The sequence below is a fragment of the Methylobacterium platani genome, from assembly GCF_001653715.1.
GTDB classification, from domain to species: Bacteria; Pseudomonadota; Alphaproteobacteria; order Rhizobiales; family Beijerinckiaceae; genus Methylobacterium; species Methylobacterium platani.
The window spans coordinates 226,254-251,153 of sequence record NZ_LWHQ01000006.1 but is presented as its reverse complement, the minus strand read 5'-3'; the positions used below and the strand labels follow the sequence as shown (position 1 = coordinate 251,153).

22 protein-coding genes and 2 pseudogenes are annotated in these 24,900 nt (G+C 72.2%); 13 read left to right on the top strand and 11 right to left on the bottom strand.

What is annotated here, in order from left to right; all coding sequences use genetic code 11:
* Positions 1-15 precede the first annotated feature (15 nt).
* From A5481_RS02635 to A5481_RS33230, 3 genes and pseudogenes are all read left to right on the top strand, one after another.
* Entirely contained in the window at positions 16-882 is an 867-nt protein-coding gene (locus A5481_RS02635; protein WP_082173047.1) for an isocitrate lyase/PEP mutase family protein, read from the top strand.
* Positions 883-947: 65 nt separating this feature from the next.
* A pseudogene (locus tag A5481_RS34520) lies at positions 948-1,182 on the top strand (IS5/IS1182 family transposase); the annotation flags it as partial.
* Positions 1,183-1,322: 140 nt separating this feature from the next.
* Positions 1,323-1,439, top strand: a pseudogene (locus tag A5481_RS33230) (IS5/IS1182 family transposase); the annotation flags it as partial.
* 19 nt (positions 1,440-1,458) lie between these two features.
* On the opposite strand, the gene A5481_RS02630 reads toward A5481_RS33230, so the two are convergent.
* The 8 genes from A5481_RS02630 to A5481_RS02595 form a co-directional block, all read right to left on the bottom strand.
* On the bottom strand, positions 1,459-2,235 hold the full coding sequence (locus A5481_RS02630; protein ID WP_048433310.1) for an ABC transporter permease: 777 nt from the start codon (positions 2,233-2,235) through the stop codon (positions 1,459-1,461).
* Positions 2,232-3,017, bottom strand: coding sequence for an ABC transporter permease (locus A5481_RS02625; protein WP_197514122.1), 786 nt, complete (start codon positions 3,015-3,017; stop codon positions 2,232-2,234). Before A5481_RS02625 ends, A5481_RS02630 begins: the two co-directional genes overlap by 4 nt.
* Positions 3,014-3,844 carry an ABC transporter ATP-binding protein gene (locus A5481_RS02620; protein WP_048433311.1) on the bottom strand — a complete coding sequence of 277 codons (831 nt, stop codon included), beginning with the start codon at positions 3,842-3,844 and terminating at the stop codon, positions 3,014-3,016. Before A5481_RS02620 ends, A5481_RS02625 begins: the two co-directional genes overlap by 4 nt.
* Before the next feature lie 9 nt (positions 3,845-3,853).
* Positions 3,854-4,837, bottom strand: a complete 984-nt coding sequence (locus tag A5481_RS02615) for an ABC transporter substrate-binding protein (RefSeq protein ID WP_048433312.1) — start codon at positions 4,835-4,837, stop codon at positions 3,854-3,856.
* A 41-nt stretch (positions 4,838-4,878) separates the two neighbouring features.
* Positions 4,879-5,484 carry a 3-isopropylmalate dehydratase small subunit gene (gene leuD / locus A5481_RS02610; protein ID WP_048433313.1) on the bottom strand — a complete coding sequence of 202 codons (606 nt, stop codon included), beginning with the start codon at positions 5,482-5,484 and terminating at the stop codon, positions 4,879-4,881.
* The gene (gene leuC / locus A5481_RS02605; RefSeq protein WP_048433314.1) at positions 5,484-6,881 is read right to left on the bottom strand and encodes a 3-isopropylmalate dehydratase large subunit; all 1,398 of its coding nucleotides are present in this window, start codon (positions 6,879-6,881) and stop codon (positions 5,484-5,486) included. Before leuC ends, leuD begins: the two co-directional genes overlap by 1 nt.
* 5 nt (positions 6,882-6,886) lie before the next feature.
* Positions 6,887-7,777: an isocitrate lyase/PEP mutase family protein gene (locus tag A5481_RS02600; RefSeq protein WP_048433315.1), complete on the bottom strand. Its 891-nt coding sequence runs from the start codon at positions 7,775-7,777 to the stop codon at positions 6,887-6,889.
* A gap of 491 nt (positions 7,778-8,268) precedes the next feature.
* The gene (locus A5481_RS02595; protein ID WP_156311805.1) at positions 8,269-9,042 is read right to left on the bottom strand and encodes a GntR family transcriptional regulator; all 774 of its coding nucleotides are present in this window, start codon (positions 9,040-9,042) and stop codon (positions 8,269-8,271) included.
* 80 nt (positions 9,043-9,122) lie between these two features.
* Here A5481_RS02595 and A5481_RS02590 point away from each other — a divergent pair, with 80 nt between their 5' ends.
* The 4 genes from A5481_RS02590 (at position 9,123) to A5481_RS02575 (ending at position 13,844) form a co-directional block, all read left to right on the top strand.
* Positions 9,123-10,364, top strand: coding sequence for a CaiB/BaiF CoA transferase family protein (locus A5481_RS02590; protein WP_048433585.1), 1,242 nt, complete (start codon positions 9,123-9,125; stop codon positions 10,362-10,364).
* A 14-nt stretch (positions 10,365-10,378) separates the two neighbouring features.
* Entirely contained in the window at positions 10,379-11,299 is a 921-nt protein-coding gene (locus A5481_RS02585) for a hydroxymethylglutaryl-CoA lyase (RefSeq protein ID WP_048433586.1), read from the top strand.
* A 79-nt stretch (positions 11,300-11,378) separates the two neighbouring features.
* Positions 11,379-12,758 (top strand): MFS transporter, encoded by a 1,380-nt coding sequence (locus A5481_RS02580; RefSeq protein ID WP_048433587.1) that lies wholly within the window; start codon positions 11,379-11,381, stop codon positions 12,756-12,758.
* Positions 12,759-12,863: 105 nt separating this feature from the next.
* Positions 12,864-13,844, top strand: coding sequence for a quinone oxidoreductase family protein (locus tag A5481_RS02575; RefSeq protein ID WP_048433588.1), 981 nt, complete (start codon positions 12,864-12,866; stop codon positions 13,842-13,844).
* 43 nt (positions 13,845-13,887) lie between these two features.
* On the opposite strand, the gene A5481_RS02570 is transcribed toward A5481_RS02575, so the two are convergent.
* A complete protein-coding gene (locus A5481_RS02570; protein ID WP_048433589.1) occupies positions 13,888-14,655 on the bottom strand; it encodes an EAL domain-containing protein in 768 nt (255 codons plus the stop codon).
* Between the two features lie 106 nt (positions 14,656-14,761).
* Complete coding sequence (locus tag A5481_RS02565; RefSeq protein ID WP_048433590.1) at positions 14,762-15,385, bottom strand: cupin domain-containing protein; 624 nt, start codon at positions 15,383-15,385, stop codon at positions 14,762-14,764.
* A gap of 109 nt (positions 15,386-15,494) precedes the next feature.
* Between A5481_RS02565 and A5481_RS02560 the strand changes: the two genes are divergently transcribed.
* The 5 genes from A5481_RS02560 to A5481_RS02540 all read left to right on the top strand — a co-directional run bounded on the left by A5481_RS02560 (position 15,495) and on the right by A5481_RS02540 (position 22,301).
* A complete protein-coding gene (locus A5481_RS02560) occupies positions 15,495-16,274 on the top strand; it encodes an ABC transporter substrate-binding protein (protein ID WP_048433591.1) in 780 nt (259 codons plus the stop codon).
* A gap of 17 nt (positions 16,275-16,291) precedes the next feature.
* The gene (locus A5481_RS02555; protein WP_048433592.1) at positions 16,292-16,945 is read left to right on the top strand and encodes an amino acid ABC transporter permease; all 654 of its coding nucleotides are present in this window, start codon (positions 16,292-16,294) and stop codon (positions 16,943-16,945) included.
* The gene (locus A5481_RS02550; RefSeq protein ID WP_048433593.1) at positions 16,942-17,673 is read left to right on the top strand and encodes an amino acid ABC transporter ATP-binding protein; all 732 of its coding nucleotides are present in this window, start codon (positions 16,942-16,944) and stop codon (positions 17,671-17,673) included. The genes A5481_RS02555 and A5481_RS02550 overlap by 4 nt, the downstream gene beginning before the upstream one ends.
* A gap of 13 nt (positions 17,674-17,686) precedes the next feature.
* On the top strand, positions 17,687-18,973 hold the full coding sequence (locus tag A5481_RS02545) for an NAD(P)/FAD-dependent oxidoreductase (RefSeq protein WP_048433594.1): 1,287 nt from the start codon (positions 17,687-17,689) through the stop codon (positions 18,971-18,973).
* A 601-nt stretch (positions 18,974-19,574) separates the two neighbouring features.
* A complete protein-coding gene (locus A5481_RS02540; RefSeq protein WP_048433595.1) occupies positions 19,575-22,301 on the top strand; it encodes a bifunctional diguanylate cyclase/phosphodiesterase in 2,727 nt (908 codons plus the stop codon).
* A 34-nt stretch (positions 22,302-22,335) separates the two neighbouring features.
* On the opposite strand, the gene A5481_RS02535 is transcribed toward A5481_RS02540, so the two are convergent.
* Positions 22,336-23,580: an amidase gene (locus A5481_RS02535; protein WP_048433596.1), complete on the bottom strand. Its 1,245-nt coding sequence runs from the start codon at positions 23,578-23,580 to the stop codon at positions 22,336-22,338.
* A 218-nt stretch (positions 23,581-23,798) separates the two neighbouring features.
* Between A5481_RS02535 and lptB the strand changes: the two genes are divergently transcribed.
* Entirely contained in the window at positions 23,799-24,698 is a 900-nt protein-coding gene (lptB, locus tag A5481_RS02530; protein WP_048433597.1) for an LPS export ABC transporter ATP-binding protein, read from the top strand.
* Positions 24,699-24,900: the final 202 nt, after the last annotated feature.

Below are 24,900 nucleotides of genomic sequence, written 5' to 3'. Positions count from 1 at the left end.
AGGACGGGCGAGACGATGCGAGCCACCGAGACCCTGAAGTCGATCCTGGCGCGCCGCGAGGCGGTGAGCGTGCCGGGCGCCGCCAACGCGCTGTTTGCCCGCGTCATCGAGGATCTCGGCTTCGAGGCGGTCTACGTGACCGGCGCCGGCGTCGCGAACATGCATCTCGGCGCCCCGGATATCGGGCTCACCACCGTCACCGAGGTGGCGAGCGCCGTCGCGGCGGTGGCGGACGCCGTGACCCTGCCGATCATCGTCGATGCCGACACCGGCTTCGGCAACGCCGTCAACATGGTGCGCACCGTGCGCCTGCTCGAGCGGGCGGGCGCCGCCGGCATCCAGATCGAGGACCAGGTCTTCCCGAAGAAGTGCGGCCACTTCACCGGCAAGGACGTGATTCCGCCCGGCGAGATGGTGCAGAAGATCAAGGCCGCGGTCGATGCGCGGCGCGACGGCGACCTCCAGATCATCGCCCGCACCGACGCGAGGGCGGTGGAGGACCTGGACCGGGCGATCGCGCGGGCGCAGGCCTATGTCGAGGCCGGGGCCGACGCGACCTTCGTCGAGGCGCCGGTCTCGGTCGAGGAGCTGGCGCGCATCGCCCGCGACCTGCCGGTGCCGCAGGTCGCCAACATCGTGTTCGGCGGGCGCACGCCCGATCCCGGGCGCGAGCGGCTGGCCGGGATGGGCTTCTCGATCGTCCTCTACGCCAATGCGGCGCTCCAGGCGGCGCTCAAGGCCTCCTTCGACGTGCTCGGCGCGCTCAAGCGCGACGGCTCGCTCGCCGAGGTGGCCGACCGCCTCGCCTCGTTCGAGGAGCGCCAGCGGGCGGTCGACAAGGAGGCCTGGGACGCACGGGAGGCGCGCTACCGGGCACCCTGAGCCCAGTTCGACTTGCGAGGTTCGAGCATTTTCGGACGAAGTGGAAACCGCTTCGTCCCAAAAATGACGGAACCCTCCTGCGCATCCATCACGCCCTCTCCGTCCTCTGCCGCGAACAGGCAGGACGTGAGGTCATTCCTACCGCAGCGATCATCGACAGCCAAAGCGTCAAGAGCGCAGAAAAAGGGGCGCAGGATCGACCCGTCCGGCTACGATGCGAGCAAGAATATCAAGGGTAGGAAGCGCCGTCTCCTCGTCGATACGCGAGATCTGCTGATGCGCGCTCTGGTACATCCGGCTGGTACGGCTTCCGGCTGATCCATTCCAAGACGAGCAGGGCGCGGGATCCCCTCTCCAGGCGATGCCGGGCTTGCCCGGCATCGCCTGGAGAGGGGAGACGCGCTCTACATTTTTCCGAACAGATCAAGCGGAAGCCGTATGACATGCAGGATCGTGATGGCAGGGTATGGGTCATGGCGACGCTGTTTAGTCTCCATCCGTTCCTGCTGAAGCTGTATGCAGATGGTGGCTACCAGGGACCGGTGTTCCGGGAGGCTGCGCGGTCGGGCGCTGCGCTCAGGCGGCGCGGTGGATGAACCGGCGGTCGAGCCACAGCAGCACGCCGTTCGCCGCCACCGCGACGATCACCAGCATCAGGATCACCGCGGTCGTCTGCTTGACGTTGTGCAGGCTGATGCCGTTGACGATCAGGAAGCCGAGCCCCTTCTGCGAGGCGAACATCTCGCCGACCAGCACCCCGAGGAGCGTCAGCGAGAACCCGACCCTGAGCCCCGTCACGATCTCGGGCAGCACGGCGGGGGCGAGGATCGTGCGGATCGTCGCGGCCTGGCTCAGGCGCATCGCCCGGGCGGTGCGGATCAGCACCGGGTTGATGCCCTTCACCGCCGTCAGGGTGAACAGCGTGATCGGGATCACGCCGTGGATCACCCCGAACGCCACCTTGGCGCCGAGGCCGAGGCCGAAGACCAGCAGGATCACCGGGTACAGCGTGACCTTCGGGATCGAGTAGAGGCCGGCCAGGATCGGCTCGGCGACCTCGCCGGCGAAACGGCGCAGGCCCAGGACCAGCCCGAGCCCGATGCCCAGCAGCGCCGAGATCACGAGCGCCCCCGCGAAGGCGGTGAGCGTGGCGCCGGCATGCGACCAGAAGCCGGCACTCGCGAGAAGGCCCGACAGGTGCCGGAAGGCCGCGAGCGGCGAGGCGATCGCGGCCTCGCCGGCATAGGCGTGGAGCCCCTGCCACAGGCCGAGCAGGACGAGGACGGTGACGAGCCCGTCGAGGAGCCACGGGCCGCGCGGGCCGGTGGCGGGGAGCGCGGCGGAGCCGCTCATGCGCGTGCGCGCCGGCGCATCAGGCGGCCCTCCCAGGCGTGCAGGGTCATGTTCAATCCCGTGACCACCACGAGCACGAACAGCATCAGGGCGTACATCGTGCGGTTCTCGAAGCCGTCATAGGCGTAGGCGATGGCGTGGCCGAGCCCGGCATCGGCCAGGATGAACTCGCCCGCGATGATGCCGATGAAGGCGTAGGCGAGCGCCAGCTTCACGCCGGTGAGCAGGTAGGGCAGGGCGCTCGGCATCACCACGTGGGCGAGGGTGGCGAGCCGCCCGAGCCGGTAGGACCGGGCGGTGCGCATCAGCACCCGCGGCACCCGGTCGAGCCCGTTGAGGGTGGCGAGGATCATCGCCGGCACCCCGAACGCCATGCCGAGCACGATCAGCGGCACGCTGTTGAGCCCGAAGATGGCGACGAAGAGCGGGTAGAAGACGAAGGTCGGGATCGAGTAGTACGAGGCGAGCAGCGGATCGAGGCCCTGCCGGACCCGCGGCAGCGCGTGGATCGCGACGCCCAGGGTAAAGCCGATCGCCACCGCCAGCACCACGGCGATGGCCACGGTGGAGAAGGTGCGGGCGATGTCGCCGGCGATCTCGCCCGAGGCGAGCATGCCCCACAGGGTCGTGGCCATCTCGCTCGGCGGGATCAGGGTCAGCGGGTTGACGAGGTGCAGGCGGCACACGGCCTCGAGCAGCACGACGAAGCCGGCGATCCAGGCGATGCGGGTCAGTGTGACGGCGCGCTCCCGCGTCATGATCACCTCACGCTCCCGCGTCATGGCACGCTCTTCTTGCCGATCGCCTTCAGCGATTCCTCGCGCAGGTGCGACCACAGCCGGGCGGTGACGTGGCCGAAGCGCTCCTCCGCGACGATGCGGCTGTCGCGCTCGCGCGGCCAGCCGGTCTCGACGATCTCGATGAAGCGGCCGGGCCGCGACGACATCACGCCGATGCGGTCGGACAGCATCGCCGCCTCGTCGAGGGCGTGGGTGATGAGGAGCACCGTGGCGCCGGTCTCGCGCCACAGCCGCAGGAGCTCGTCGCCCATCAGCAGGCGCGTCTGCTGGTCGAGCGCCCCGAACGGCTCGTCGAGCAGGATCAGGCGCGGCTGCGTGACCAGGGTGCGGGCGATGCAGACCCGCTGGCGCATGCCGCCGGACAGCTGCGCCGGGTAGGCGCCCGCGAAGTCGGTCAGCCCCATGAAGCCGAGCGCGTAATCGACCCGGCGGGCGATCTCGGCCGGATCGGTGCCGGCCCGGCGCAGGCCGAAGGCGACGTTGTCGGCGACCGTGAGCCAGGGGAACGAGGCGTCCTCCTGGAACACGATGCCGACCCCGTCCGGCACGCCGGCGACCGGCGCGCCCTCGAAGGTCACGCTGCCGGCATTCGGCCGCCCGAGCCCGGACAGGACGTCGAGCAGGGTGGACTTGCCGCAGCCGGACGGGCCGACGACCGAGAAGAACTCGCCCTTGACGAGGTCGAGGTCGAGGGGGCCCAGCGCGGCGAGCCGGCCGTAGACGCGGGTGACCCCGCGCAGGGCGGCGTGAACCTCGCGGGTCTGAGCGGGCATGCCGCGGGGATCGGCGCTGAGGGCAACGACGGCCATGACGGCTCCCTACTGCGAGGCCTGCAGGTCTTTCGGCAGGAAGGACGTGTCGACGACCTGGCCCCACTCGACCGGCCCCTTGAGGCGGCCGACGAGCTTCATGCCGTCGAGCATGCGGTTCATGTTGTCGTAGTGCAGCCGGCCGTCGCCGAAATACTCGAAGCCGACGAAGTGCTTGAACACCTCGCGAAAGATCTTCGGGTCGCCGCTATAGGCCTTGGCGACGATGTCGGCCGCCTCGTCCGGATGGGCCTTGATGTAGGCGACGCCCTCGCGCCGGGCCTCGATCAGGGCGCGCAGCTTGTCGCCGCCGGTCTTGGCGAACTCGGCCGTGGTGATGCCCACGGTCTGGGTGAGCGCCGGGTTCATGCAGTCCTTGGCCCAGAACGCCGCCTTGACCTTGCCCTGGTTGCCCGACCACAGCGGCTCGCCCGACATCGCGGCGTCGACCGCGCGGTTGAGCACCGCCGACAGGTTGGCGCCGAGATCGCCCGCCGCGACGAGCTGCAAATCCTTCTGCTCCAGCCCCGCCTTCTGCAGGCAGTTGAGGATGATCATGTTGGTGACGGAGCCCGGCGCCGTGTAGGCGACCTTCTTGCCCTTGAGGTCGGCGAGCGAGCCGACCTTGCCGTCGGGCTGCGTGATCCAGAGGATGTCCTCGACGCTCTCGACGCCGCCGCTGATGATCTTGATCGGCTGGCCGGACTGGATCGCCAGGATGGCGGCCGGCAGCGCCACCTCGCCGAACGGCACCTCGCCGGCGAGCGTGTTGCGCACCGAGGTGCCGCCGCCCGCCGAGGTGAGGAAGCCGGTGATGTCGAGGCCGCGCTTCTTGAAGAAGCCCTTCTCGAGCGCCACCGCGTAGGGCGCGCCGTAGAAGGCCGAGCCCCAATGCGTCACCGTGATGGTCTCGGCCCGGGCCGGCGCCTCGGCGAGGCCCGCGCCGGCGATGAGCAGGCTCAAGGCACCGGCCCGCAAGGTTCTCACGATCATCGCTTCTCTCCCGTCTCGCCGGCTTTTCTTCGGATGCGTCGTCAGGCGGCGGCCCAGATCCAGGGCCGCGCGGCGCGGTCGCGCGCCTGCCACGCGGCGATCTCGTCCGCGCGCGTCAGCGTGACGCCGATCTCGTCGAGCCCCTCCAGCAGGGCCTGCCGGCGCTGCGGATCGACCGTGAAGGGAACGACCGCGCCGGACGGCGCGCGCACCTCGCCGGCGACGAGGTCGACCGTCAGCCCTGCGCCGCCCGTCGCCTCGGCGGCGAGCCGGTCGACCGCGTCCTTCGGCAGCACGACCGGCAGCACGCCGTTCTGGAAGCAGTTGTTGAAGAAGATGTCGCCGAAGCTCTCGGCGACGACGGTCCGGACCCCCAGTCCCATCAGCGCCCAGACCGCGCCCTCGCGCGAGGAGCCGCAGCCGAAATTGCGCCCGGCGATCAGGATCGGCGCGCCCCGGAAGGTCGGCGTGTCGAGGATGAAGGCGGAATCGCCCTCTTGCCCGTGCCGCAGCGCCTCGAAGGCGTAGCGGCCGAGATCCTCCCGCGGCACCCCGGTCAGGCGCTCGATGCGGATGATGACGTCGGTGTTGACGTTCGGCTCCAGGAAGGGGGCTGCCGGGCCGGTGACGGCGGTGAAGGGCTGCATCAGATCCGCCTCGCGTCGGTGATCGCGCCGGTGACCGCCGCCGCGACCGCCATGGCGGGGCTGGCGAGGTGGGTGCGCGCGCCCGGGCCCTGGCGCCCGACGAAGTTGCGGTTCGAGGTCGAGACGGAGCGCGCGCCCGGCGGCACCCGCTCGCCGTTCGCCGCGACGCAGAGGCTGCAGCCCGGCTCGCGCCAGGCGAAGCCCGCCTCGCGGAACACCCGGTCGAGGCCTTCGGCCTCGGCGTCGCGCTTCACGCGCTCGGAGCCCGGCACCACCCAGGCGGTGACGCCCGGCGCGACGTGGCGCCCGCGGGCGAGGGCGGCGGCCTCGCGCAGGTCCTCGATCCGCGAATTGGTGCAGGAGCCGATGAACACCCAGTCGACCGGGGTTCCGGCGAGCGGCCGGCCCGGCTCGAGGCCCATATAGTCGAGGGCCGCGCGCCAGGCCTCGCGCCGCTCGGCATCGGGCGCCGCTCGCGGATCGGGGATCGCCGCGTCGATCGCGATGGCGTGCTCGGGGCTGGTGCCCCAGGTCACCGTCGGCGTCACCGCGGCGACGTCGATCACGACCTCGCGGTCGAACGCCGCGTCGGCATCGCTCGCGAGACTGCGCCAATGGGCGACCGCCCGCTCGAAATCCGCGCCCTTCGGGGCGAAGCGCCGGCCCTCGACGTAGGCGAAGGTGGTGTCGTCGGGCGCGACGAAGCCGATCTTGGCGCCGAGCTCGATCGAGAGGTTGCAGACCGTCATCCGGCCGGCGATGCCGAGGCCCCGGATCGCCGAACCGGCATACTCGATCGCGTAGCCGGTGCCGGCATCGGCGCCGAGCCGGCCGATCAGGTGCAGGATCAGGTCCTTGGGGGCGATGCCCCGGCCCATCGCGCCCTCGAACCGCACCCGCAGGTTCTTCGGCTTCTTCTGGCGCAGGGTCTGGGTGGCAAGCGCGTGGGTCAGTTCCGACGAGCCGACGCCGAAGGCGAGCGCGCCGAGCCCGCCATGGGTGCAGGTGTGGCTGTCGCCGCAGATCAGGCTGACGCCCGGCAGCGTGATGCCGAGTTCCGGCCCCATCACGTGGACGATGCCCTGGCCGACCTGGCCGAGCTCGAAATAGTGCAGGCCGGCCTCCGCCGCGCGAGCCCGCAGGCCGGCCCAGAGCGGCGCCCCCGGGGCGTAGCTCTCGCCGGTCCGGCCGGGGGCGCTCGACACCGCGTGGTCGGCGGTCGCAAAGGCGAGTTCCGGGTTGCGCACCGGCAATCCCCTCGCCGCCAGGGCGTCGAGCCCCGCCGTGCCCGAGAGGTCGTGCAGCAGGTGGCGGTCGACGTGGAGGAGCGACCAGCCGTCGCCGAGATCGGCGACGACGTGGGCGTCCCACAGCCTGTCGAGGAGGGTGCGGGCCATGGCGCCTACTCGGCCGCGACGGCGGGGGCGTCGCGGTCGCCGTCCCGGAACCGGGTCCGCAAGTCCTCCCACTGGTCGGCGCCCAGCCGGCGGAAGCGCTCGCGGATCGCCGGCGCGCCGGCCGAGCTCGGCGGGGCGTTGGTCTCCCGCAGCGTCGTCAGGGCCGCGTCAAAGGCTTCCATGGCGGCCCCGAACAGGAGGCTCGGTAGGATCGCCAGCCGGTAGCCCATCGCCTGCGCGTCCGGCATGGCGATGTCCGGCGTCTTGCCGCCGCGCACCACGTTGAGGAGACAGGGGCCCTTCACCTGGGCCGGCACCGCCCGCATCTCGTCGAGGCTCTGCGTCGCCTCGACGAAGGCCATGTCGGCGCCGGCGGCAAGCGCGAGGTTCGCCCGCGCCACCGCCTCGTCGAAGCCGGCGACGGCGCGGGAATCGGTCCGGGCGATGATCAAGAAATCCGGGTCGCGCCGGGCCGCCACGGCGGCGCGGATCTTCGCCACGAACTCCTCGCGCGGCACGATCTCCTTGCCGTCGAGATGGCCGCAGCGCTTCGGGCTCACCTGGTCCTCGATGTGCAGGCCGGCGACCCCGCGCATCTCGTATTCCTGGATCGTGCGGGTGACGTTCAGCTCGTTGCCGTAGCCGGTATCGGCGTCGGCGATGACCGGGACGTCGACGGCGCGGGCGAGGCTGCCGGCATTGGCCGCCATCTCGCTCATCGTCACGAGGCCGAAATCCGGGTAGCCGAGGGCCGCCGCGGTGCCGGCCCCGGTCATGTAGACCGCCGGAAAGCCCGCCTGGGCGATGAACTTCGCGGTGATGCCGTCATAGGCGCCGGGCGCCACGACCATCTCGGGGCGCGCGAGGAGCGCGCGCAGCTTGCGGGCCTGACCCATCCGTTCCTCCCTGGCCACCCCGCTGGCGCGAGGGGCGCGGGGCGCCTTTGCGGCATCCCCCATCCTGCATCGGTGCAGTTGTCCGGACAGGTTAGCCTTCGTTTCCGGTCTGTCAATGGCGATGTCGGGTGGCGTCAGGGCAGGGTGGACGGCGGAAGCTGCGGCCCGGTGTGGCGCGGGAGTTCCTCCTCTCCCCGCGGGCCTAGCGTGTTCACACATCTCGGTTCGAGAGCTTTTCCCTCTCAAGGTAGCGCGCCTCTCCTCCCCCTTGTGGGGAGGAGCCGGAGGTGGGGGTGGTGCCGGATAGAGCGCAACGGTGCCTTCTGCACCACCCCCACCCCTAACCCCTCCCCACAAGGGGGAGGGGAAAACGCGCACCTTCACGGAGGGTTAGCTCTCGGAGGAGAAGCGTGAATCCGCTAGCCCCGCCCACGGGGAGAGGAGGAGCCCGCGGCCTTATCCTCGCACCGCCCGCACGATCGGGAGCGGCCTCACGCCCGCCACTCCCCCCGCCGGATCCGCGTCGTGTAGCGGCACTCCTCGCCCGGGTGCCAGTTCACCGAGGTCAGCATGATGCCGCCGCTGACGTCGTAGTAGCGGCGCACGAAGCGCATCGCCGGGCTGCCGCGCGGGCGCTTGAGGGCACGGGCGACCGGGGGCGGCATCGGGCGGGCGGTGATCTCCTGCAGGGCCTCGGCGATCAATTCGCCCGAGCGCGCCTCGACGAGGCCGTAGACCGCGCCTCCCACCTCGCGCAGGTCGGCGAGCAGGGGGGCGAAGCGGGCATGCACGTAGACGCTGACGAAGCAGATCGTCGCGTCGCGCGCGGCGGTCCAGCGCACCCCCTCCGCCTTGAGCCAGGACGCGCCGACCGGCGCCTGGACGAAGCCGGCGACCTCCGGGTCGATCTGGATCATCCCGAGCGTGGCGACGTCGAAATGGGTGTCGCGGGCGTACTCGAACATGTCGGCGAGGTCGTCGAAGACCTGGGCGAAGCCCGGCTGCGCGCTCGTCGCGATCACCGTCGAGCCGGCGCCCTGGCGGCGCTCGACCAGCCCCTTCTCGACCAGCTTGCGCAGGGCCTCGCGCACCGTGAAGCGGCTCGCCTCGAAGCGGGCGCACAGGGCCGTCTCGGTCGGCAAGGTCGCGCCGACCGGGTGCAGGCCGGCGCGGATCTCCTCCTGGAGCGCCCGGGCGATCCGCTCGTTGAGCGGGCCCGCCTCCTCGGCGCCCTGCTCCCGCACCCCCATCGCCCTGCCGGACACATTTCCCTCCGAAGCCGGCGCTCGCCACTTGTCCAGACAAATTTGCCAGACTAGGGTCTGGGGAACAAGAGGAACGCCCGATGATCCAGACCACGGAACCTGCCCTTGCGCCAGCCCTGTCGGACCTGCGCGTCCTCGAGATGGGCCAGCTCCTCGCCGGGCCGTTCTGCGGCCAGCTGATGGCCGATTTCGGCGCCGAGGTGATCAAGATCGAGCAGCCGGGCGCCGGCGACCCGATGCGGGAATGGGGCCGCGAGAAGCCGCACGGCCAGTCGCTGTGGTGGCCGGTCATCGCCCGCAACAAGAAGTCGATCGAGATCAACGCCCGCGAGGCGGCGGGCCAGGACCTGATCCGGCGCCTCGTCGCGCAAGCCGACATCCTGATCGAGAATTTCCGCCCCGGCACGATGGAGAAGTGGGGGCTCGGCTACGACGAACTCTCGGCGATCAACCCGCGGCTGATCATGATCCGCGTCTCCGGCTACGGCCAGAGCGGTCCCTACTCGCAGAAGGCCGGCTACGGCGCGATCGGCGAGGCGATGGGCGGGATGCGCTACGTCGCGGGCGATCCCTCCAACCCGCCGTCGCGGGCCGGCATCTCGATCGGCGACACGCTGGCCGCCACCTTCGCCTGCGTCGGCGGACTGATGGCCTTGCACGCCCGCACCCGGACCGGCCGCGGCCAGATCGTCGACAGCGCGATCTACGAGGCGGTGCTCGCCGTGATGGAGAACCTCGTCACCGAGTACGACAAGACCGGCTACATCCGCGAGCGCACCGGCGCGATCCTGCCCAACATCGCCCCCTCGAACGTCTACCCGACGAAGAGCGGCGTCTACGTGCTGATCGCCGCCAACCAGGACAGCGTGTTCAAGCGCCTCGCCGCCGCGATGGGCCGGCCCGAGCTCGCGGCCGACCCGCGCTACGCCACCCATACCGAGCGCGGCCAGCGCCAGGCCGAGCTCGACGCCCTCATCGCCGCCTGGACGGCGACCCTCGACCGCGAGGAGCTCGGCCGCATCCTCGACGAGGCGGGCGTGCCCCGCGGCGACATCTACCGCGCCCCCGAGATGCTGGAGGACGCGCATTTCAAGGCGCGGAAGACCATCGTCGACGTCGCCCACCCGCTGTTCGGCTCGCTCAAGATGCAGAACGTAGCGCCCCGCCTCTCGGCCAATCCCGGCCGGGTCGTCACCGCCGGCCCGGAGCTCGGCCAGCACAACGACGAGATCTTCCGCGGGCTCCTCGGCCTCGGGCCGGACGACCTCGCGCGGCTCGTCGCCGACAAGGTGATCGGCGGGTCCGCCCGCGACGCGGCATGAGCCGGGAGGGAACCATGACTGCACGACGCCCCGCCTCCCTCACCGTCGTCGAGGTCGGCCCCCGCGACGGGCTGCAGAACCAGGACCGGCTGCTCTCGACCGACACCAAGGTCGAGATGATCCAGAGGCTCGCGGCCGCGGGCCTGAAACGGATCGAGGCGGCGAGCTTCGTCAACCCGAAGCGCGTGCCGCAGATGGCCGATGCCGAGGCGGTGCTGGCGCGGGTCGTCGACCTGCCGGGCCTCAGCGTCTCGGGCCTCGTCCTCAACGAGCGCGGCTTCGAGCGCGCGCTGGCGGCAGGCTTGCGCGAGATCAGCTTCGTGGCGGTGGCGACCGACACGATGGCGGCCCGCAACCAGGGGACGACGGCCCGCGGCCTCGTCGAGGCCTGGGACCGCCTCGCCGGGCGGGCGAAGGCGGCCGGCCTGTTCCGGTCGGTGACGATCGCGGTCGCCTTCGGCTGTCCGTTCGAGGGCGAGGTGCCGCTTTCCCGGGTGATCGAGATCGCCCGGGCGCTCGCCGAGGCCGGCGTCGACGAGATCTCGCTCGCCGACACGATCGGCGTCGCGACGCCAGCCATCGTCGAGGAGCGCTTCGCCGCCCTGGCGCAGGCCGTGCCGGGCCTGCCGATGCGGGCGCATTTCCACAACACCCGCAACACCGGCTACGCCAATGCCGACGCGGCGCTCCGCTCGGGCGTCACGGTCCTGGATGCGAGCCTCGGCGGCCTCGGCGGCTGCCCGTTCGCGCCGGGCGCCACCGGCAACATCGCGACCGAGGACCTCGTCTCGATGCTGGAGCGCGACCGGGTCGCGACCGGGATCGCGCTCGCGCCCTTGCGCGACGCGACGCGCTGGCTCGAGGGCGAGATGGAGCGGCGCCTGCCCGCCCACGGCGCCCACGTCTCGGCCTGGCCCGAGATCCTGGCGGCCTGACGACTTGAGAAATCCGCCCGCGCACAGGGGCGCCGGCCGGGCGGGAGAGCCCGGCCGGGAGAGGGGAGGGGACCCGACGATGGCGTCAACGATCTCGGCCGGGGCGCGCCTCGACCGCCTGCCGATCTCCGGCTTCCACCGCCGGATCCTGTGGCTGATCGGCGCCGGGATGTTCTTCGACAGCTTCGACATCTACCTCGCGGGCGGCATCCTGGGCGCCCTCGTCAAGGACGGCTGGTCGGACCTCCGGCTCAACGCCGCCTTCCTGTCGGCGACCTTCATCGGGATGGTGATCGGCAGCTTCTCGGCGGGAATCCTCGGCGACCGGTTCGGGCGCCGGTTCACCTACCAGGCGAACCTGATGATCTTCGGGCTCGCCTCGCTCGCCGCCGTCTTCGCCCCCGACATGTGGACCCTGATCGTCCTGCGCTTCTTCATGGGCGTGGGGTTAGGCGCCGAGATCGTGATCGGCTACGCCACGATCGGCGAGTTCATCCCGCCGGCGCAGCGCGGGCGCTGGGCCGCCTACCTGTCGATCATCACCAACACGGCGCTCTTCGCCGCGACGCTGGTCGGCTACCTGGTGATCCCGACCTTCGGCTGGCGGGCGATGTTCGCGATCGCCGGCATCGGCGCGCTTGCCGTCTGGTACGCCCGCAAGAGCATGCCGGAGAGCCCGCGCTGGCTCGAATCCGTCGGCCGGACCGAGGAGGCCGACCGGGTGCTGACCGGGATCGAGGCGTCCTACGGCCGAACCCTGCCGGCGCCGCAGCCGGTCGCGGGGGCGGGGCCGGTGCGCGACCCCGGCCTCGGGGTGCTGTTCGGCCGCCCGGTGATCCGCCGCACGCTGGTGGCGACCGTCATCAACGTGATGATCAACGTGTCGATCTACGGCTTCGTCGCCTGGGTGCCGACCTTCCTGGTCAAGCAGGGCCTCAGCGTCGGCTCGTCGCTCGGCTACACCACCTTCATGTCGCTCGGGGGGCCGGTCGGGGCCTGCCTCGGCGCGGTGATCGCCGAGCGCCTCGGGCGGCGCAACGGCCTCACCGTCGCGTCGGTCGTCGCGGCGCTCCTCGGCATCGCCTACACGCTGGCGCCCTCGATGGCGCTGGCCACCGTCGTCGGCTTCGGGCTGTTCACCTGCATCTACCTGATGGTGGCGCTCGGCATCGCCGCCTATATCCCGGAGTTGTTCCCGACCGAGTACCGCCTGCGCGGCACCGGCGTCGCCAGCACGGCGGGGCGGATCGCCGGCATCTTCATCCCGCAAGGGGTGGTCTGGCTCTACGCCGAGGGCGGCGTCGTGCCGGTGCTGGCGATGCTGGTCGGCGCCCTGCTGCTCCAGGCCGTCTGCGTCGGGCTGTTCGGCATCGAGACCCGCAACCGCAGCCTCGAGGAGCTGGCGCCCGGCGAGCCGGGCCCGGGCCGGGGCCTCGCGGCCGCGCCGGCCGAGCGCTGAGGGGCCGTCCCGTCGACACGATCCCGCGCCGGGGCGCAACCCCGCGCCGCCCGGCGGGTTGAGCCCGGCCGGACGAGCGGGGCAGCCCCGAAGGAGACACCCGACATGTCGACCCAACGCCGCGTCGTCGTCACCGAGTTCGGCCCGCCGCAGGTCATGCGTCTGGAGAGCGGGCCGCTCCCCGCCCCGGCGGCGGGCGAGGTGCAACTGCGCCAGACCGCGATCGGCTTCAACTTCATCGACATCTACCAGCGCCGCGGCGCCTACCCGCTCGACCTGCCGACCGGGCTCGGCTTCGAGGCGGCGGGCGTCGTCGAGGCGGTCGGGCCCGAGGTGTCCGACGTGAAGGCCGGCGACCGCGTCGCGACCATGAATGCCGGCGTCGGCGCCTATGCCGACCGGCGCAACGTGCCGGCGGACAAGCTCGTGCGGCTGCCCGACGACGTCGGCGACGAGGCCGCCGCCGCCCTGCTGTTCAAGGGCATGACGGCGCAGTACCTCCTGCGCAAGACCCACGCGGTGCAGGCGGGCGACCTCCTGCTGGTCCATTCCGCCGCCGGCGGCGTCGGCCAGATCCTGACCCGCTGGGCGACCGCGCTCGGCGCCCGGGTGATCGGCACCACCGGCTCGCCGGAGAAGCGCGACGCGGCGCTCGCCGCCGGCTGCGCGGCGGTGGTCGACCTCACCGATCCCGACTGGCCCAAGGCCTTTCTGGAGGCCGCCGGCGGCGCCAGGGCCCGGGTCGTCTACGACGCGGTCGGCAAGGACACCCTGCTGAAATCCCTCGACTGCGCCGCCCCGTTCGGGCTCGTCGTCTCGTACGGCGCGGCGTCCGGGCCGTCCCCGGCGATCGACCCGGAGCTCCTGAACAAGAAGGGCTGCCTGTTCCTCACCCGCCCCTCGGTCTTCCCGCACAACGCCGACCCGGCCACCTTCCGGGCGAATGCCGCCGACCTGTTCGACGCGATCGGCCGCGGCCACGTCGCGGTCGATATCGGGGCGCGCTTTCCCCTGGAGCAGGTCGTCGACGCGCACGCGGCCGCCGAGGCGCGGGCGGTCACCGGGGCGATCGTGCTGGTGCCGTGAGCGCGGCTCGGCTGGCCCGGCGGCGCGACAGGCGGGGGTCGTATCACGCCGCCTGCCGCATCCCCGGCAGGCTCAGCTCCGGCAAGGCCGCCACCGCCGGCCGGGCGAACAGGTAGCCCTGGAACAGGGTGATGCCGGCCTCGCGCAGGGCGGCGAGCTCCTCGGGGGTCTCGACGCCCTCGGCGATCACCGCGACGCCGAGCGCCCGGGCGATGCCGATCACCCCCGACACGATCGCCCGCCGGGCCGGCGAGCCGGCGATGCCGCGGATCAGCTCCATGTCGAGCTTGATCAGGTCGGGCTGGAACCGCGCCAGGAGGCCCAGGCCCGCATAGCCGGCGCCGAAATCGTCGAGCGCGGTCAGGAAGCCGCGCTGGCGGTAATCGGTGACGATGCGCTGGACGTGGGCGACGTCGGTCATGCGCTCGTTCTCGGTGAACTCGAACATGATCCGCCGGTGCGCGAATCCGATCCGCCGCGCCGCCTCCAGGGTGGCGCGGATGCAGGCGGCCGGCTCGTAGACGGCGTTGGGCAGGAAGTTGATCGACAGCCGCACGTCGCCGGCCGGAAACAGCCCGCCGGCGAGCTCGATCGCCTTGGTGCGGCAGGCCTGGTCGAAGTGGTAGCGGTTGTCGTCGTTGACCTGGTCGAGGATGAAGCCCGCGCCCTGGCCCTCGGTGCCGCGCACCAGCGCCTCGTAGCCCCAGACCCCGCCGGTCGCGAGGTCGACGATCGGGTGGAAGGCCATGGTGAAGGCGAAGGGCAGCGGCTCGCCGCTCCTGCACTGCCCGCACCCGCTCTGCCTGGTCATGATGCCGCTCCGGCTCCGTTGGCAGGTACCCTCCCCCTGTTCACTTCACGCATCGTAAAAGCTGTCGGCGCAACGGCGGATTTGAGACGATTTTCCTGGGGGCGCCTCACGGTCGCGGCACCGCGTTGACCCACAGCACCGCGGCCGGCCGGTCGGGGGAGGGGTTGCGGTAGCGGTGCGGGCGCCGGCTGGCGAAGCGGAAGCTGTCGCCGGGCCCGAGCTCCGCCGTCCGCCCCTCGACCGTGAGGACGAGGGCGCCCTCCATCACCAGCCCGGCCTCCTCGCCGTCGTGGACCAGGGGCTCGTCGCCGGTGCCGGCGAGCGGCGCGAGCTGCATCAGGAACAGGCTCAGGGCCCCGTCGCCCTGCGTGAGGAGCTGCTTGGTGATGCCGGCGCGCCAGAGGGTGAGCGCCGCCCGCTCGCCCGCCCGGGTGACGATGCCGTCGGCGGCCGGCGCCCCCGGGCCGTCGAACAGGGCGCCGAGCCCGACGCCGAGGATGTCGGCGACCCGGGTCAGCACCCGCAGCGAGGGCGAGGACAGGCCGCGCTCGACCTGGCTGAGATAGCCGATCGACAGCCCGGTCGCCGCCGCCACGGCCTTCAGCGACAGGCCGCGCTCCTGCCGCAGGCCGCGCAGGCGCTGCCCGACCGCCCGGTCGGCGGCCAGGCCGTCCGTCGCGCCGTCGGCCGCCGCGTGCTCGTTTCGTGGTCCGTCTGCCGCCTGTTTCATGTGCATGAAATCGGATTGCGTGATGCAACGAATTATGGCCTGATGTTCATGTCAATGAAATTCGGAGGCGGCGTCGAGCGCCGCCCGACATCGGCAGGGGAGCGTGACGATGAGGCGTCTGATGCGGGCCGCGGGCGCGGCCCTGGTGCTGCTGGCGGGAAGCGCGCTGGCCCGTCCGGCCCTGGCGCAGGAGACGGTCCGGGTCGGCTCGACGCCGACGGGCGTCCCCTTCACCTTCCTCGACACCAAGACCAACACCATCCAGGGCGTGATGGTGGACGTCATCACCGCCATCGGCAAGCAGGCCGGCTTCGCGGTCCAGATCGAGCCGTTCCAGTTCTCGAGCCTGATCGCGGCGCTGACGGCGAAGAAGATCGACGCGATCTCGGCCGCGATGTTCATCACGCCCCCGCGCAAGGAGGTGATCGCCTTCTCCGAGCCGGTCTACACCTACGGCGAGGGGATGGTGGTGCCCAAGGCCGACACCAAGGCCTACACCGCCTTCTCCGACCTCAAGGGCGAGACAGTCGGCGCCCAGGTCGGCACCGCCTTCGTCGACGCGCTCAAGAAATCGGGCCAGTTCGCCGAGGTGAAGGTCTACGACACCTTCCCCGACATGCTGCGCGACGTGAATGCCGGCCGGGTCAAGGCGATCTTCGCCGACGCGCCGATCATCGCCTACAACCTCAAGAGCGGCAACTTCCCCAACGCCCACCTCGTCGCCTCGTACAAGCCGGTGGTCGTCGGCTCGGTCGGCATCGGCGTGCGCAAGGACGACACGGCCCTGCTGGCCAAGATCAACGCGGGGCTGACCAAGATCAAGGAGAGCGGCGAGCTCGCCAAGATCCTGGAGAAGTGGGGCCTGCAGCCCTCCGTGAACCCGTCCTGACCGGATCGATCGGTTCCATGGACAGCTTCCTGTCGGATGCCCGCGAGTTCCTGCCCATCCTGCTCCAGGGCGTGTGGCTGACGATCCTGATCACGGCGGGCTCGCTCGTGGTCTCGACCGCGCTCGGCCTCGTCTGGGCGATGATGCGGGTCTCGGGCGTGCGCGCCCTCTCGTTCTTCGCCGCGACCTTCATCAACGTGATCCGGGGCATCCCGATCATCGTGCAGCTGTTCTACATCTACTTCGTGCTGCCGGATTACGGCCTGTCGCTGTCGGCGGTGCAGGCCGGCGTGCTGGGCCTGGGGCTGGCCTACTCGGCCTACCAGGCCGAGAACTTCCGCGCCGCCATCGAGGCGATCGACAAGGGGCAGGTCGAGGCGGCGCAGACCATCGGCATGGGCTGGGGCCTCACCATGCGGCGGGTGCTGCTGCCGCAGGCCTTCCGCACCGCGCTGCCGCCCTTCGGCAACGTGATGATCATGATGCTGAAGGATTCCTCGCAAGCCTCGACCATCACGGTGGCGGAGCTGGCGCTGCAGGGCAAGCTCATCGCCTCGGCGACGTTCAAGAACACCAGCGTCTTCACCCTCGTCGCCCTGATGTACCTGACCTTGAGCCTGCCCCTGATCCTGATCGTGCGCCACTTCGAGAAGCAGGCCGGCCGGCGATGATCGTGTTGACCGACGTCCGCAAGTCCTACGGGGCGCTCCAGGTCCTCAAGGGCATCACCGCCGGGGTCTCCAAGGGCGAGGTGGTCTGCGTCATCGGGCCGTCCGGCTCGGGCAAGTCGACGGTCCTGCGCTGCATCAACGGGCTCGAATCCTACGATTCCGGCACGATCACGGTGAACGGCCGCAAGGTCGACCGCGCCGACCGCTCGATCCGCGCCGTCCGGGTCCAGGTCTCGATGGTGTTCCAGCGCTTCAACCTGTTCCCGCACCGCACGGCGCTCGAGAACGTCGTCGAGGGGCCGATCTACGTGAAGGGCGAGGACCGCCGGGAGGCGACCGAGCGCGGCCGGGCGCTCCTCGCCCGGGTCGGGCTGTCCGGTAAGGAGGAGGCGCATCCGCCGCAGCTCTCCGGCGGCCAGCAGCAGCGGGTCGCCATCGCCCGGGCGCTGGCGATGCGGCCCGACGCGATCCTGTTCGACGAGCCGACCTCGGCCCTCGATCCCGAGCTCGTCGGCGAGGTGCTGGGCACGATGCGTCAGCTCGCCGAGGAGGGCATGACGATGGTGGTCGTCACCCACGAGATGAGCTTCGCCCGCGAGGTCGCCGACCGGGTGCTGTTCCTCGACGGCGGCGTGATCGTCGAGGAGGGCCCGGCCCGCGAGGTGCTGGGCCGGCCCCAGCAGCCCCGCACCCAGGACTTCCTGCGGCGCGTGCTGAACCCGCTGTGACGAGGCGTACCCGATGACCGAACCCTTCCCGCTCGGGCCGGCCCTCTGGGCCACCACCGCCGCCCCGGCCCCCGCGACCGCGCCGCTGGCGGAGTCCGGCCGGGCCGACGTGGTCGTGATCGGCGGCGGATTCTGCGGCCTGTCGACGGCGCTCCACCTCGCGGAGGCCGGCTTGAGGCCGGTGCTGCTGGAGGCGCGCGAGATCGGCTTCGGCGGCTCGGGCCGCAACGGCGGCCAGGTGATCCCGGGCCTCAAGCACGATCCCGACGAACTCGTGCAGATGTTCGGGCCGGAGCGCGGCGAGCGCCTCGCCGCCTTCGGGGCCGGCACCGCCGACGCGGTGTTCGACCTCATCGCCCGGCACCGGATGGACGTGCCGCACACCCGCACCGGGTGGATCCAGGGCGCGCACACGGCGGAAGGGCTGGCCCAGGCCGAGCGCCGGGCCGAGCAATGGGCGCGGCGCGGCGCCCCGACCAAGCTCCTCGACAAGGCCGAGGCCACCCGGCTGATCGGCTCCGAGCGCTATCTCGGCGGCTGGCTCGACGGGCGCGGCGGCGCGGTGCAGCCGCTCTCCTATGCCCGCGGGCTCGCGAAGGCGGCGCTGGCGGCCGGCGCCCGCATCCACACCGACACCCCGGTGACCGGCCTGTCGCGCCGGGGCGACGTCTGGACGGTGCGGACGGGCCCCGGTCCGAGCCTGACCACCGAGCGAGTGGTGCTGTGCACCAACGGCTATTCGGGCGACCTGTGGCCGAACCTCCGCCAGACCATCATCGCGGCCAATTCCTTCCAGGTCGCCACGACGCCGCTCTCCGACAACCTGCGCCGCAGCGTCCTGCCCGAGGGCCAGGTCTCCTCCGACACCCGCAAGCTGCTGCTCTACTTCCGCCTCGACCATACCGGCCGGCTGCTGCTCGGCGGGCGCGGGCCGTTCCGCGAGCCGAGGGGCGCGGGCGACTGGGCGCATCTGGAGCGGATCGTCCCGAAGCTGTTCCCGCAGCTCGCCGGGATCGGCTTCGACCATCGCTGGTGCGGCCGGGTCGCGGTCACCCGGGACTACCTGCCCCATCTCCACGCGCCCGAGCCCGGCCTGCTGATCGATATCGGCTGCCAGGGCCGCGGCGTCGGCCTCCAGACCCGCATGGGCCAGGCCATCGCCGCCCACCTCGCGCGCGGCGATGCCGAGGCCCTGCCGATCGCCCCGACGCCGATCACGCCGCTGCCGCTGCACGGGCTGCACCGGCTCTACGCCTCGGCGGTGGTGACCTGGTACCGGCTGCAGGACGGAGGATTGTGACGCCGCCGCCCGGCGCGCCGGCGCGGACCGTCGGCGCCCGGCGACGGTGCGGGGAATATCCGGCACCGATCCGAAGATCACGATCGACGAGAATCGCGTCCGGTCCGTCGCGCCGTCGTCACGCGATCGGCGGCATGCACCCCGAGAGCATTTTCCGACCGAAGGGCCGCCAGTCGGGCGAAGTAAATGCGGCACAATCGAAGATCTGGAGCATTTTCCGACGACGTGGATACCGGTCCGTCTCAGAAAATGCGGCAAAATCAAAGACCTGGAGAGCTTCTCGATTGCAACGCGATCGTGAAGTGCTATAGAGCAGCGCCCGATTGCAACGTGACCGGGCCCTGCTCTGGACGCACGGACGGATCGCGCAGACGCCGCGACCGGCCCGGCGGTCCGGACGCGGGCGGCCGATCGGCCGTCGCCGGGGATATCCGGCCTGATCGGCACGCCGTCCCGTCCTCGCGCCCGCCCGCGACGTCGTTCGTTTCCCTAAGTCATGACCTTTCGACGAGGAGCGGTCGCGCGTCGTTTTCAACGCTTCTTAAAGATGCCGGGTGCACACGGGGACGATCTCCGCACCCCAAGGCATCAGGCGACAGTCGTGGGCCCTCCGACCGACATCCCGCAGCCGCCCGATCGCCCGCGCGGTCGCTCGTTCCGGATGGTGGCCCTGTCCGCCGGCCTGCTCGCCGTGCTCGCCACGACCTCCGCGGGGCTGCTGGTGCAAGGCCTGCACGGGCACGCGGTCGCCACCACCGAGCGCGGGCTCGTCGGGTTCTCCACGGTCCTCGCCGACCAGGCCGACCGGGCGCTGCAGGCGATCGAGCTGGTCCAGGACAGCGTGATCCGCGAGTTCCGGACCGCCGGGGTCGCCGGGGAGGCGGATTACGCCGCCGTCGCGGCGACGCCTGTCCTGCACGAGGCCCTGAAGACCCGCATCGCCGCCCTGCCGCAGGTGAACGCCGTCACGGTGATCGACCGGCACGGCAACCTCATGAACTTCAGCCGCTACTGGCCGATCCCGACGGTGAACATCGCCGACCGGGACTACTTCAAGGCGCTGGCGGGCGATCCGGCCCTCGACCGCGCCATCGGCCGGCCGGTGCAGAACCGCGGCGACGGGGTCTGGACGATCTACATCGCCCGCAAGGTGCGGGCGCCGGACGGATCCTTCCTCGGCATGGTGCTCGGCGCCGTCGAGCTCGGCTACTTCGCGCGGCTCTACGCGGCGATCGCGCCGGCCCCCGACGCCGTCGTCTCGCTCTTCCGCAACGACGGCACGCTCCTCGTCCGCTACCCCGAGCGCGACGGCAGCGTCGGCCAGACCTTCCCGGGCACGGCGGCCCTGCGGATCGCCCTCACGAGCCCGGCCGGCGGCGTGTTCCGCACGGTCAGCCCGATCGACGGGCAGGACCGCATCGCCGGCACCCGGGCGCTGGCGCGCTACCCGATGATCCTGAGCGTCAGCCGGACCGCGCAGGCGAGCCTCGCGGCCTGGCGCCAGCAGGCCTGGCTGATCGGCGCCGCCACCCTGATCCTCGATCTCGGCCTCGCCGGCGTGGCGCTGCTCGGCCTGCGCCAGACGCGGGCCCAGGCGCGCCTCGCCGCGGCCGAGGCCGCCCGGGCGGCGGCGGAGGCGCGGGAGCGGGGCGAGCGGGAGCTCAGCGCCCAGCACGCCCAGTTCGGCATCGCCCTCGACCACATGACCCAGGGGCTGTGCCTGTTCGACGGCGACGACCGGCTGATCGTGATGAACGCGCGCTACGCCCAGATGCACGCGGTGCCGGAGGCCCTGCGCCGGCCCGGCACGCCGGTCGCCGCGCTGATCGCCCATCTCGGCGTGGCCGACGCGCGGGCGGACCTGCTGACGGCGGCCTGCGCCCGCATCGCCGCCGGCCGCCTGCCGGCGCGCTTCACCTGCGACCTCGCCGACGGCCGGGCCATCGCGGTGGTGCACGTGCCGATCCCCGAGGGCGGCTGGATCTGCACCCACGAGGACGTGACCGAGCGCCGCCGCAGCGAGGCGCGCATCGCCCACATGGCCGGCCACGACGCCCTGACCGGCCTGCCCAACCGCGCGCAGCTCCAGGGGCGCCTCGACGCGGCGCTGGCCGAGCGCGGCGCCGGCGAGGCGGTGAGCGTGCTCTGCCTCGACCTCGACGGCTTCAAGGAGGTCAACGACACCTACGGCCATCCGGTCGGCGACGAGCTGCTGCGCCTCGTGGCCCGGCGCCTGCGGGACGCGGTCGGCACCGCGGCCCTCGTCGGGCGCCTCGGCGGCGACGAGTTCGCGGTCATGCGCTGCGCGCCCTCGCATCCGGCCGGCGTGGCGGCGCTCGCCGAGCGCATCGTGCGGCTCCTGCGCCAGCCCTTCGAGGTCCAGGGCCACGAGATCGGCATCGGCGTCTCGATCGGCCTCGCGACGACGGAGGCCGCCGGCACCACCACCGCCGAGCTTCAGCGCCAGGCCGACGTCGCGCTCTACCAGGCCAAGGCCGCGGGGCGGAACGGCTGGTGCCTGTTCGATCCCGCGATGGATGCCGACCTGCAGCGGCGCCGGCAGCTCGCCACCGACCTGCGCTGCGCCCTCGCCGAGGGGCAGCTCGAGCTCCACTACCAGCCGATCGTCGCCGCCGACGGCACCGGGGTGCGGGCCTGCGAGGCGCTGCTGCGCTGGCGCCATCCGCGCGAGGGCTTCGTCAGCCCGGGCGAGTTCATCCCGATCGCCGAGGCGACCGGGCAGATCCGCCGGCTCGGCGCCTGGGCGCTCGGCCGGGCCTGCGCCGACGCCGCCGCCTGGCCGGCCGACATCAAGGTGGCGGTGAACCTCTCCCCGGTGCAGTTCGTCGGCGACGCCCTCGTCGACGAGGTGACCCGGGCGCTGGCGTCGAGCGGGCTGCCGCCCGGGCGGCTCGAGCTCGAGATCACCGAATCGGTGCTGCTGCAGGACGACGAGGCGACGCTCGCGATCCTGCACCGGCTGCGCGCCCTCGGGGTCAGCACCGCCATGGACGATTTCGGCACCGGCTACTCGTCCCTGAGCTACCTGCGCCGCTTCCCCTTCGACAAGATCAAGATCGACCGCTGCTTCGTGGCCGGCCTCGGGGAGGCCGGCGAGGGCGGCGGCAGCGACGAGATCGTCCGCGCCGCGGTCGGCCTCGGCCGGGCGCTCGGCATGATCGTGCTGGCGGAGGGCGTCGAGACCGCCGAGCAGGCCGCGCGCCTGCGCGAGGTCGGCTGCGACGAGCTGCAGGGCTTCCTGTTCGGCCGGCCCTGTCCGGCCGGCGAGCTGCCCGAGGTCGCGAGCCGCCGCCCGGCCGCCGCCTGACCGCGATCGCGGCCGGACCCGACGACCGGCCCGCTCAGCCCCGCAGCGCCCGCTCGATCAGCCCCGCCGCCGCCAGCGCCCGCCCGTCGTCGCCGAACCGGGCGATCACCTGCACGCCGACCGGCAGGCCGGCGGGGGTGCGCTCGACCGGCAGGGTGACGCAGGGCACGCCCATCAGGGTCCAGAGGCGGTTGAAGCGGGAATCGCCCGTCTGGTCGAGGCCGGCCGGCGCCGCGCCGGGGGCGGCATAGGTCAGGAGCACGTCCGGGCCGTCCTCGGAGAAGACGTCCTTCAGGCTGCGGCGGGCGTGGTGGGCGGTGCGGCGGGCGGCGTCGTAGGCCGCGGTCTCGATGCCCTGCGCGGCGTCGAGGGCGGCGCGCAGGCGCGGCGGCAGGGCGTCGCGGTGCGCCGCGTATTCCCACGCCAGTGCCTGGCGCGCCTCGTAGTCCTGGATCGTGCCGTGGGCGGCGTACGCCTCGCCGAACCGGGCCGGCAGGGCGAGGTCGTGCACCACCGCCCCGGCCCGCTCGGCGGCCGCCGCCGCCCGGCCGAGGGCGGCCTCCGCCTCCGGGTCCGGGGCGGCGCAGAACTCCTGGCGCACGATCCCGATGCGGGGCGCGCTCCCGTCGTGCGTCCGCCCGATCGCCGGCCGGTCGGCGAGCAGCGCCAGGGCGTGGGCGGCATCCGCCACCCCGGCCGCGAACAGGCCGAGGGTGTCGAGGGCCCAGGAATAGCACTTCACCCCGACCGTCGGCAGCAGCCGGAACGACGGCTTGACCCCGACGACGCCGCAGAAGGCCGCCGGGCGGATCACCGAGCCGCCGGTCTGGGTGCCGAGCGCCAGCGGCAGCATCCCGGCCGCCACCGCGGCGGCCGAGCCCGCCGAGGAGCCGCCGGGCGTGTGCCCGGGGTGATGCGGGTTGCGGGTCGCGGTGGGGTCGAGGAAGGCGAAGGGCGTGGTGGTGGTCTTGGCGAGCGGCGCCGCGCCGAGGGATTTCAGCCGCGCCACCACCGGGGCGTCGGCGCGCGGATGCCAGCTCTCGTAGATCGCCGAGCCCATCCGGGTCGGCAGGTCGGCGGTGTCGATGATGTCCTTGATCCCGACCGCGATGCCGGCGAGCGGCCCGGCCGCCGCGACGACCGGCGCGGGATCGACGCAGACCAGGGCGCCGACCTCCGGCTCGCGGGCGGCGATCGCCGCGCGCACGAGGCGGACCGCCCCCTCGGGCGTCAGCCGGCCGTCGTCGATTCGGGCGCAGAGGTCGAGGAGCGAGAGCATCGGGCCGTCCGGGCGGGAGAGATCGGTCGAGGTCCTTTGTAAGCGTAACGAGGCCGCGTGTTCCAGAACACGCGAGGGCGCGCGGCGCGCGTTGCGGGCAGGGCCCGGCTTCGGCTAAACCGGCGCCGTTCACCCGTCGCACGGCCGCCTGGGGCGGAAAGGCCGGCGCGGCGGGGCACCGCCGGGATCCTTCGCCGGCATCCTTCGCGAGAGAGCCCGTGACCCTTTCTTCCGCCCTGCCGCTGCAAGCCCAGGCGAGTTCGACGGCAAGCTCGGCGGCAAGTTCGGCCCTTGCGACGCCGGCCGTCTCGCGCCTCGGGCGCCTGTTCGGCCGCGGGCGCCGGGCCGGTGCCGTCGCGCTCGACCAGCCCGGCGCCGCCGACGGATTCGGCGGGCCCGGCATCCTGGCGGTGGCCGGCCTCAAGAAGAGCTACGGCGCCCGCACCGTGGTGCACGATGCCGGCCTGACCGTGCGCAACGGCGAGGCGGTGGGCCTCCTCGGCCCCAACGGCGCCGGCAAGACCACGATCTTCTACATGATCACCGGCCTCGTCTCGGCCGATCGCGGCACGATCAGCCTCGACGGGCAGGAGATCACCCGGCTGCCGATGTACCAGCGCGCCCGGCTCGGCATCGGCTACCTGCCGCAGGAGGCCTCGATCTTCCGCGGCCTCAACGTCGAGGACAACATCCGGGCGGTGCTCGAGGTGGTCGAGCCCGACCGCAAGACGCGGGAGCGCAAGCTCGATTCGCTCCTCGAGGAGTTCAACATCACCCGCCTGCGCAAGTCGCCCTCGATCGCGCTGTCGGGCGGCGAGCGGCGGCGCTGCGAGATCGCCCGGGCGCTCGCCTCCTCGCCCTCCTTCATGCTGCTCGACGAGCCCTTCGCGGGCATCGACCCGATCGCGGTCGGCGACATCCAGGAACTGGTGATGCACCTCAAGGGCCGCGGCATCGGCGTGCTCATCACCGACCACAACGTGCGCGAGACGCTCGGCCTGATCGACCGGGCCTACATCGTGCATTCGGGCCGCATCCTCACCGAGGGCACCCCCGACGAGATCGTGGCGAACGAGGACGTGCGCCGGCTCTACCTGGGCGAGGATTTCCGGCTGTAGCCATCACGACGGCGCCCCGGTGATCGTCGTCGCGACCATCCACCCTCCCGCCCGCGAACCCGGTGCCTGTTCGGGCGGGGTCGTCTGTCGCAAGTTCTAGAACAGCCGAGGCTATCCTATGCTCAGCCACGGTACACGACACCGCGACCTCGGCCCGACCATAGGGGCGGACGATCCTCGCGAGTCTCCCCCTTTCCCGGAC

Bases quoted from the DNA above. Each gene is read 5' to 3' on its own strand.
- A5481_RS02635 (WP_082173047.1), top strand. From the start codon at position 16: ATGCGAGCCACCGAGACCCTGAAGTCGATCCTGGCGCGCCGCGAGGCG.
- A5481_RS02630 (WP_048433310.1), bottom strand. From the start codon at position 2,235: ATGAGCGGCTCCGCCGCGCTCCCCGCCACCGGCCCGCGCGGCCCGTGG.
- A5481_RS02625 (WP_197514122.1), bottom strand. From the start codon at position 3,017: ATGACGCGGGAGCGTGAGGTGATCATGACGCGGGAGCGCGCCGTCACA.
- A5481_RS02620 (WP_048433311.1), bottom strand. From the start codon at position 3,844: ATGGCCGTCGTTGCCCTCAGCGCCGATCCCCGCGGCATGCCCGCTCAG.
- A5481_RS02615 (WP_048433312.1), bottom strand. From the start codon at position 4,837: ATGATCGTGAGAACCTTGCGGGCCGGTGCCTTGAGCCTGCTCATCGCC.
- leuD (WP_048433313.1), bottom strand. From the start codon at position 5,484: ATGCAGCCCTTCACCGCCGTCACCGGCCCGGCAGCCCCCTTCCTGGAG.
- leuC (WP_048433314.1), bottom strand. From the start codon at position 6,881: ATGGCCCGCACCCTCCTCGACAGGCTGTGGGACGCCCACGTCGTCGCC.
- A5481_RS02600 (WP_048433315.1), bottom strand. From the start codon at position 7,777: ATGGGTCAGGCCCGCAAGCTGCGCGCGCTCCTCGCGCGCCCCGAGATG.
- A5481_RS02590 (WP_048433585.1), top strand. From the start codon at position 9,123: ATGATCCAGACCACGGAACCTGCCCTTGCGCCAGCCCTGTCGGACCTG.
- A5481_RS02585 (WP_048433586.1), top strand. From the start codon at position 10,379: ATGACTGCACGACGCCCCGCCTCCCTCACCGTCGTCGAGGTCGGCCCC.
- A5481_RS02580 (WP_048433587.1), top strand. From the start codon at position 11,379: ATGGCGTCAACGATCTCGGCCGGGGCGCGCCTCGACCGCCTGCCGATC.
- A5481_RS02575 (WP_048433588.1), top strand. From the start codon at position 12,864: ATGTCGACCCAACGCCGCGTCGTCGTCACCGAGTTCGGCCCGCCGCAG.
- A5481_RS02570 (WP_048433589.1), bottom strand. From the start codon at position 14,655: ATGACCAGGCAGAGCGGGTGCGGGCAGTGCAGGAGCGGCGAGCCGCTG.
- A5481_RS02565 (WP_048433590.1), bottom strand. From the start codon at position 15,385: ATGAAACAGGCGGCAGACGGACCACGAAACGAGCACGCGGCGGCCGAC.
- A5481_RS02560 (WP_048433591.1), top strand. From the start codon at position 15,495: ATGAGGCGTCTGATGCGGGCCGCGGGCGCGGCCCTGGTGCTGCTGGCG.
- A5481_RS02555 (WP_048433592.1), top strand. From the start codon at position 16,292: ATGGACAGCTTCCTGTCGGATGCCCGCGAGTTCCTGCCCATCCTGCTC.
- A5481_RS02550 (WP_048433593.1), top strand. From the start codon at position 16,942: ATGATCGTGTTGACCGACGTCCGCAAGTCCTACGGGGCGCTCCAGGTC.
- A5481_RS02545 (WP_048433594.1), top strand. From the start codon at position 17,687: ATGACCGAACCCTTCCCGCTCGGGCCGGCCCTCTGGGCCACCACCGCC.
- A5481_RS02535 (WP_048433596.1), bottom strand. From the start codon at position 23,580: ATGCTCTCGCTCCTCGACCTCTGCGCCCGAATCGACGACGGCCGGCTG.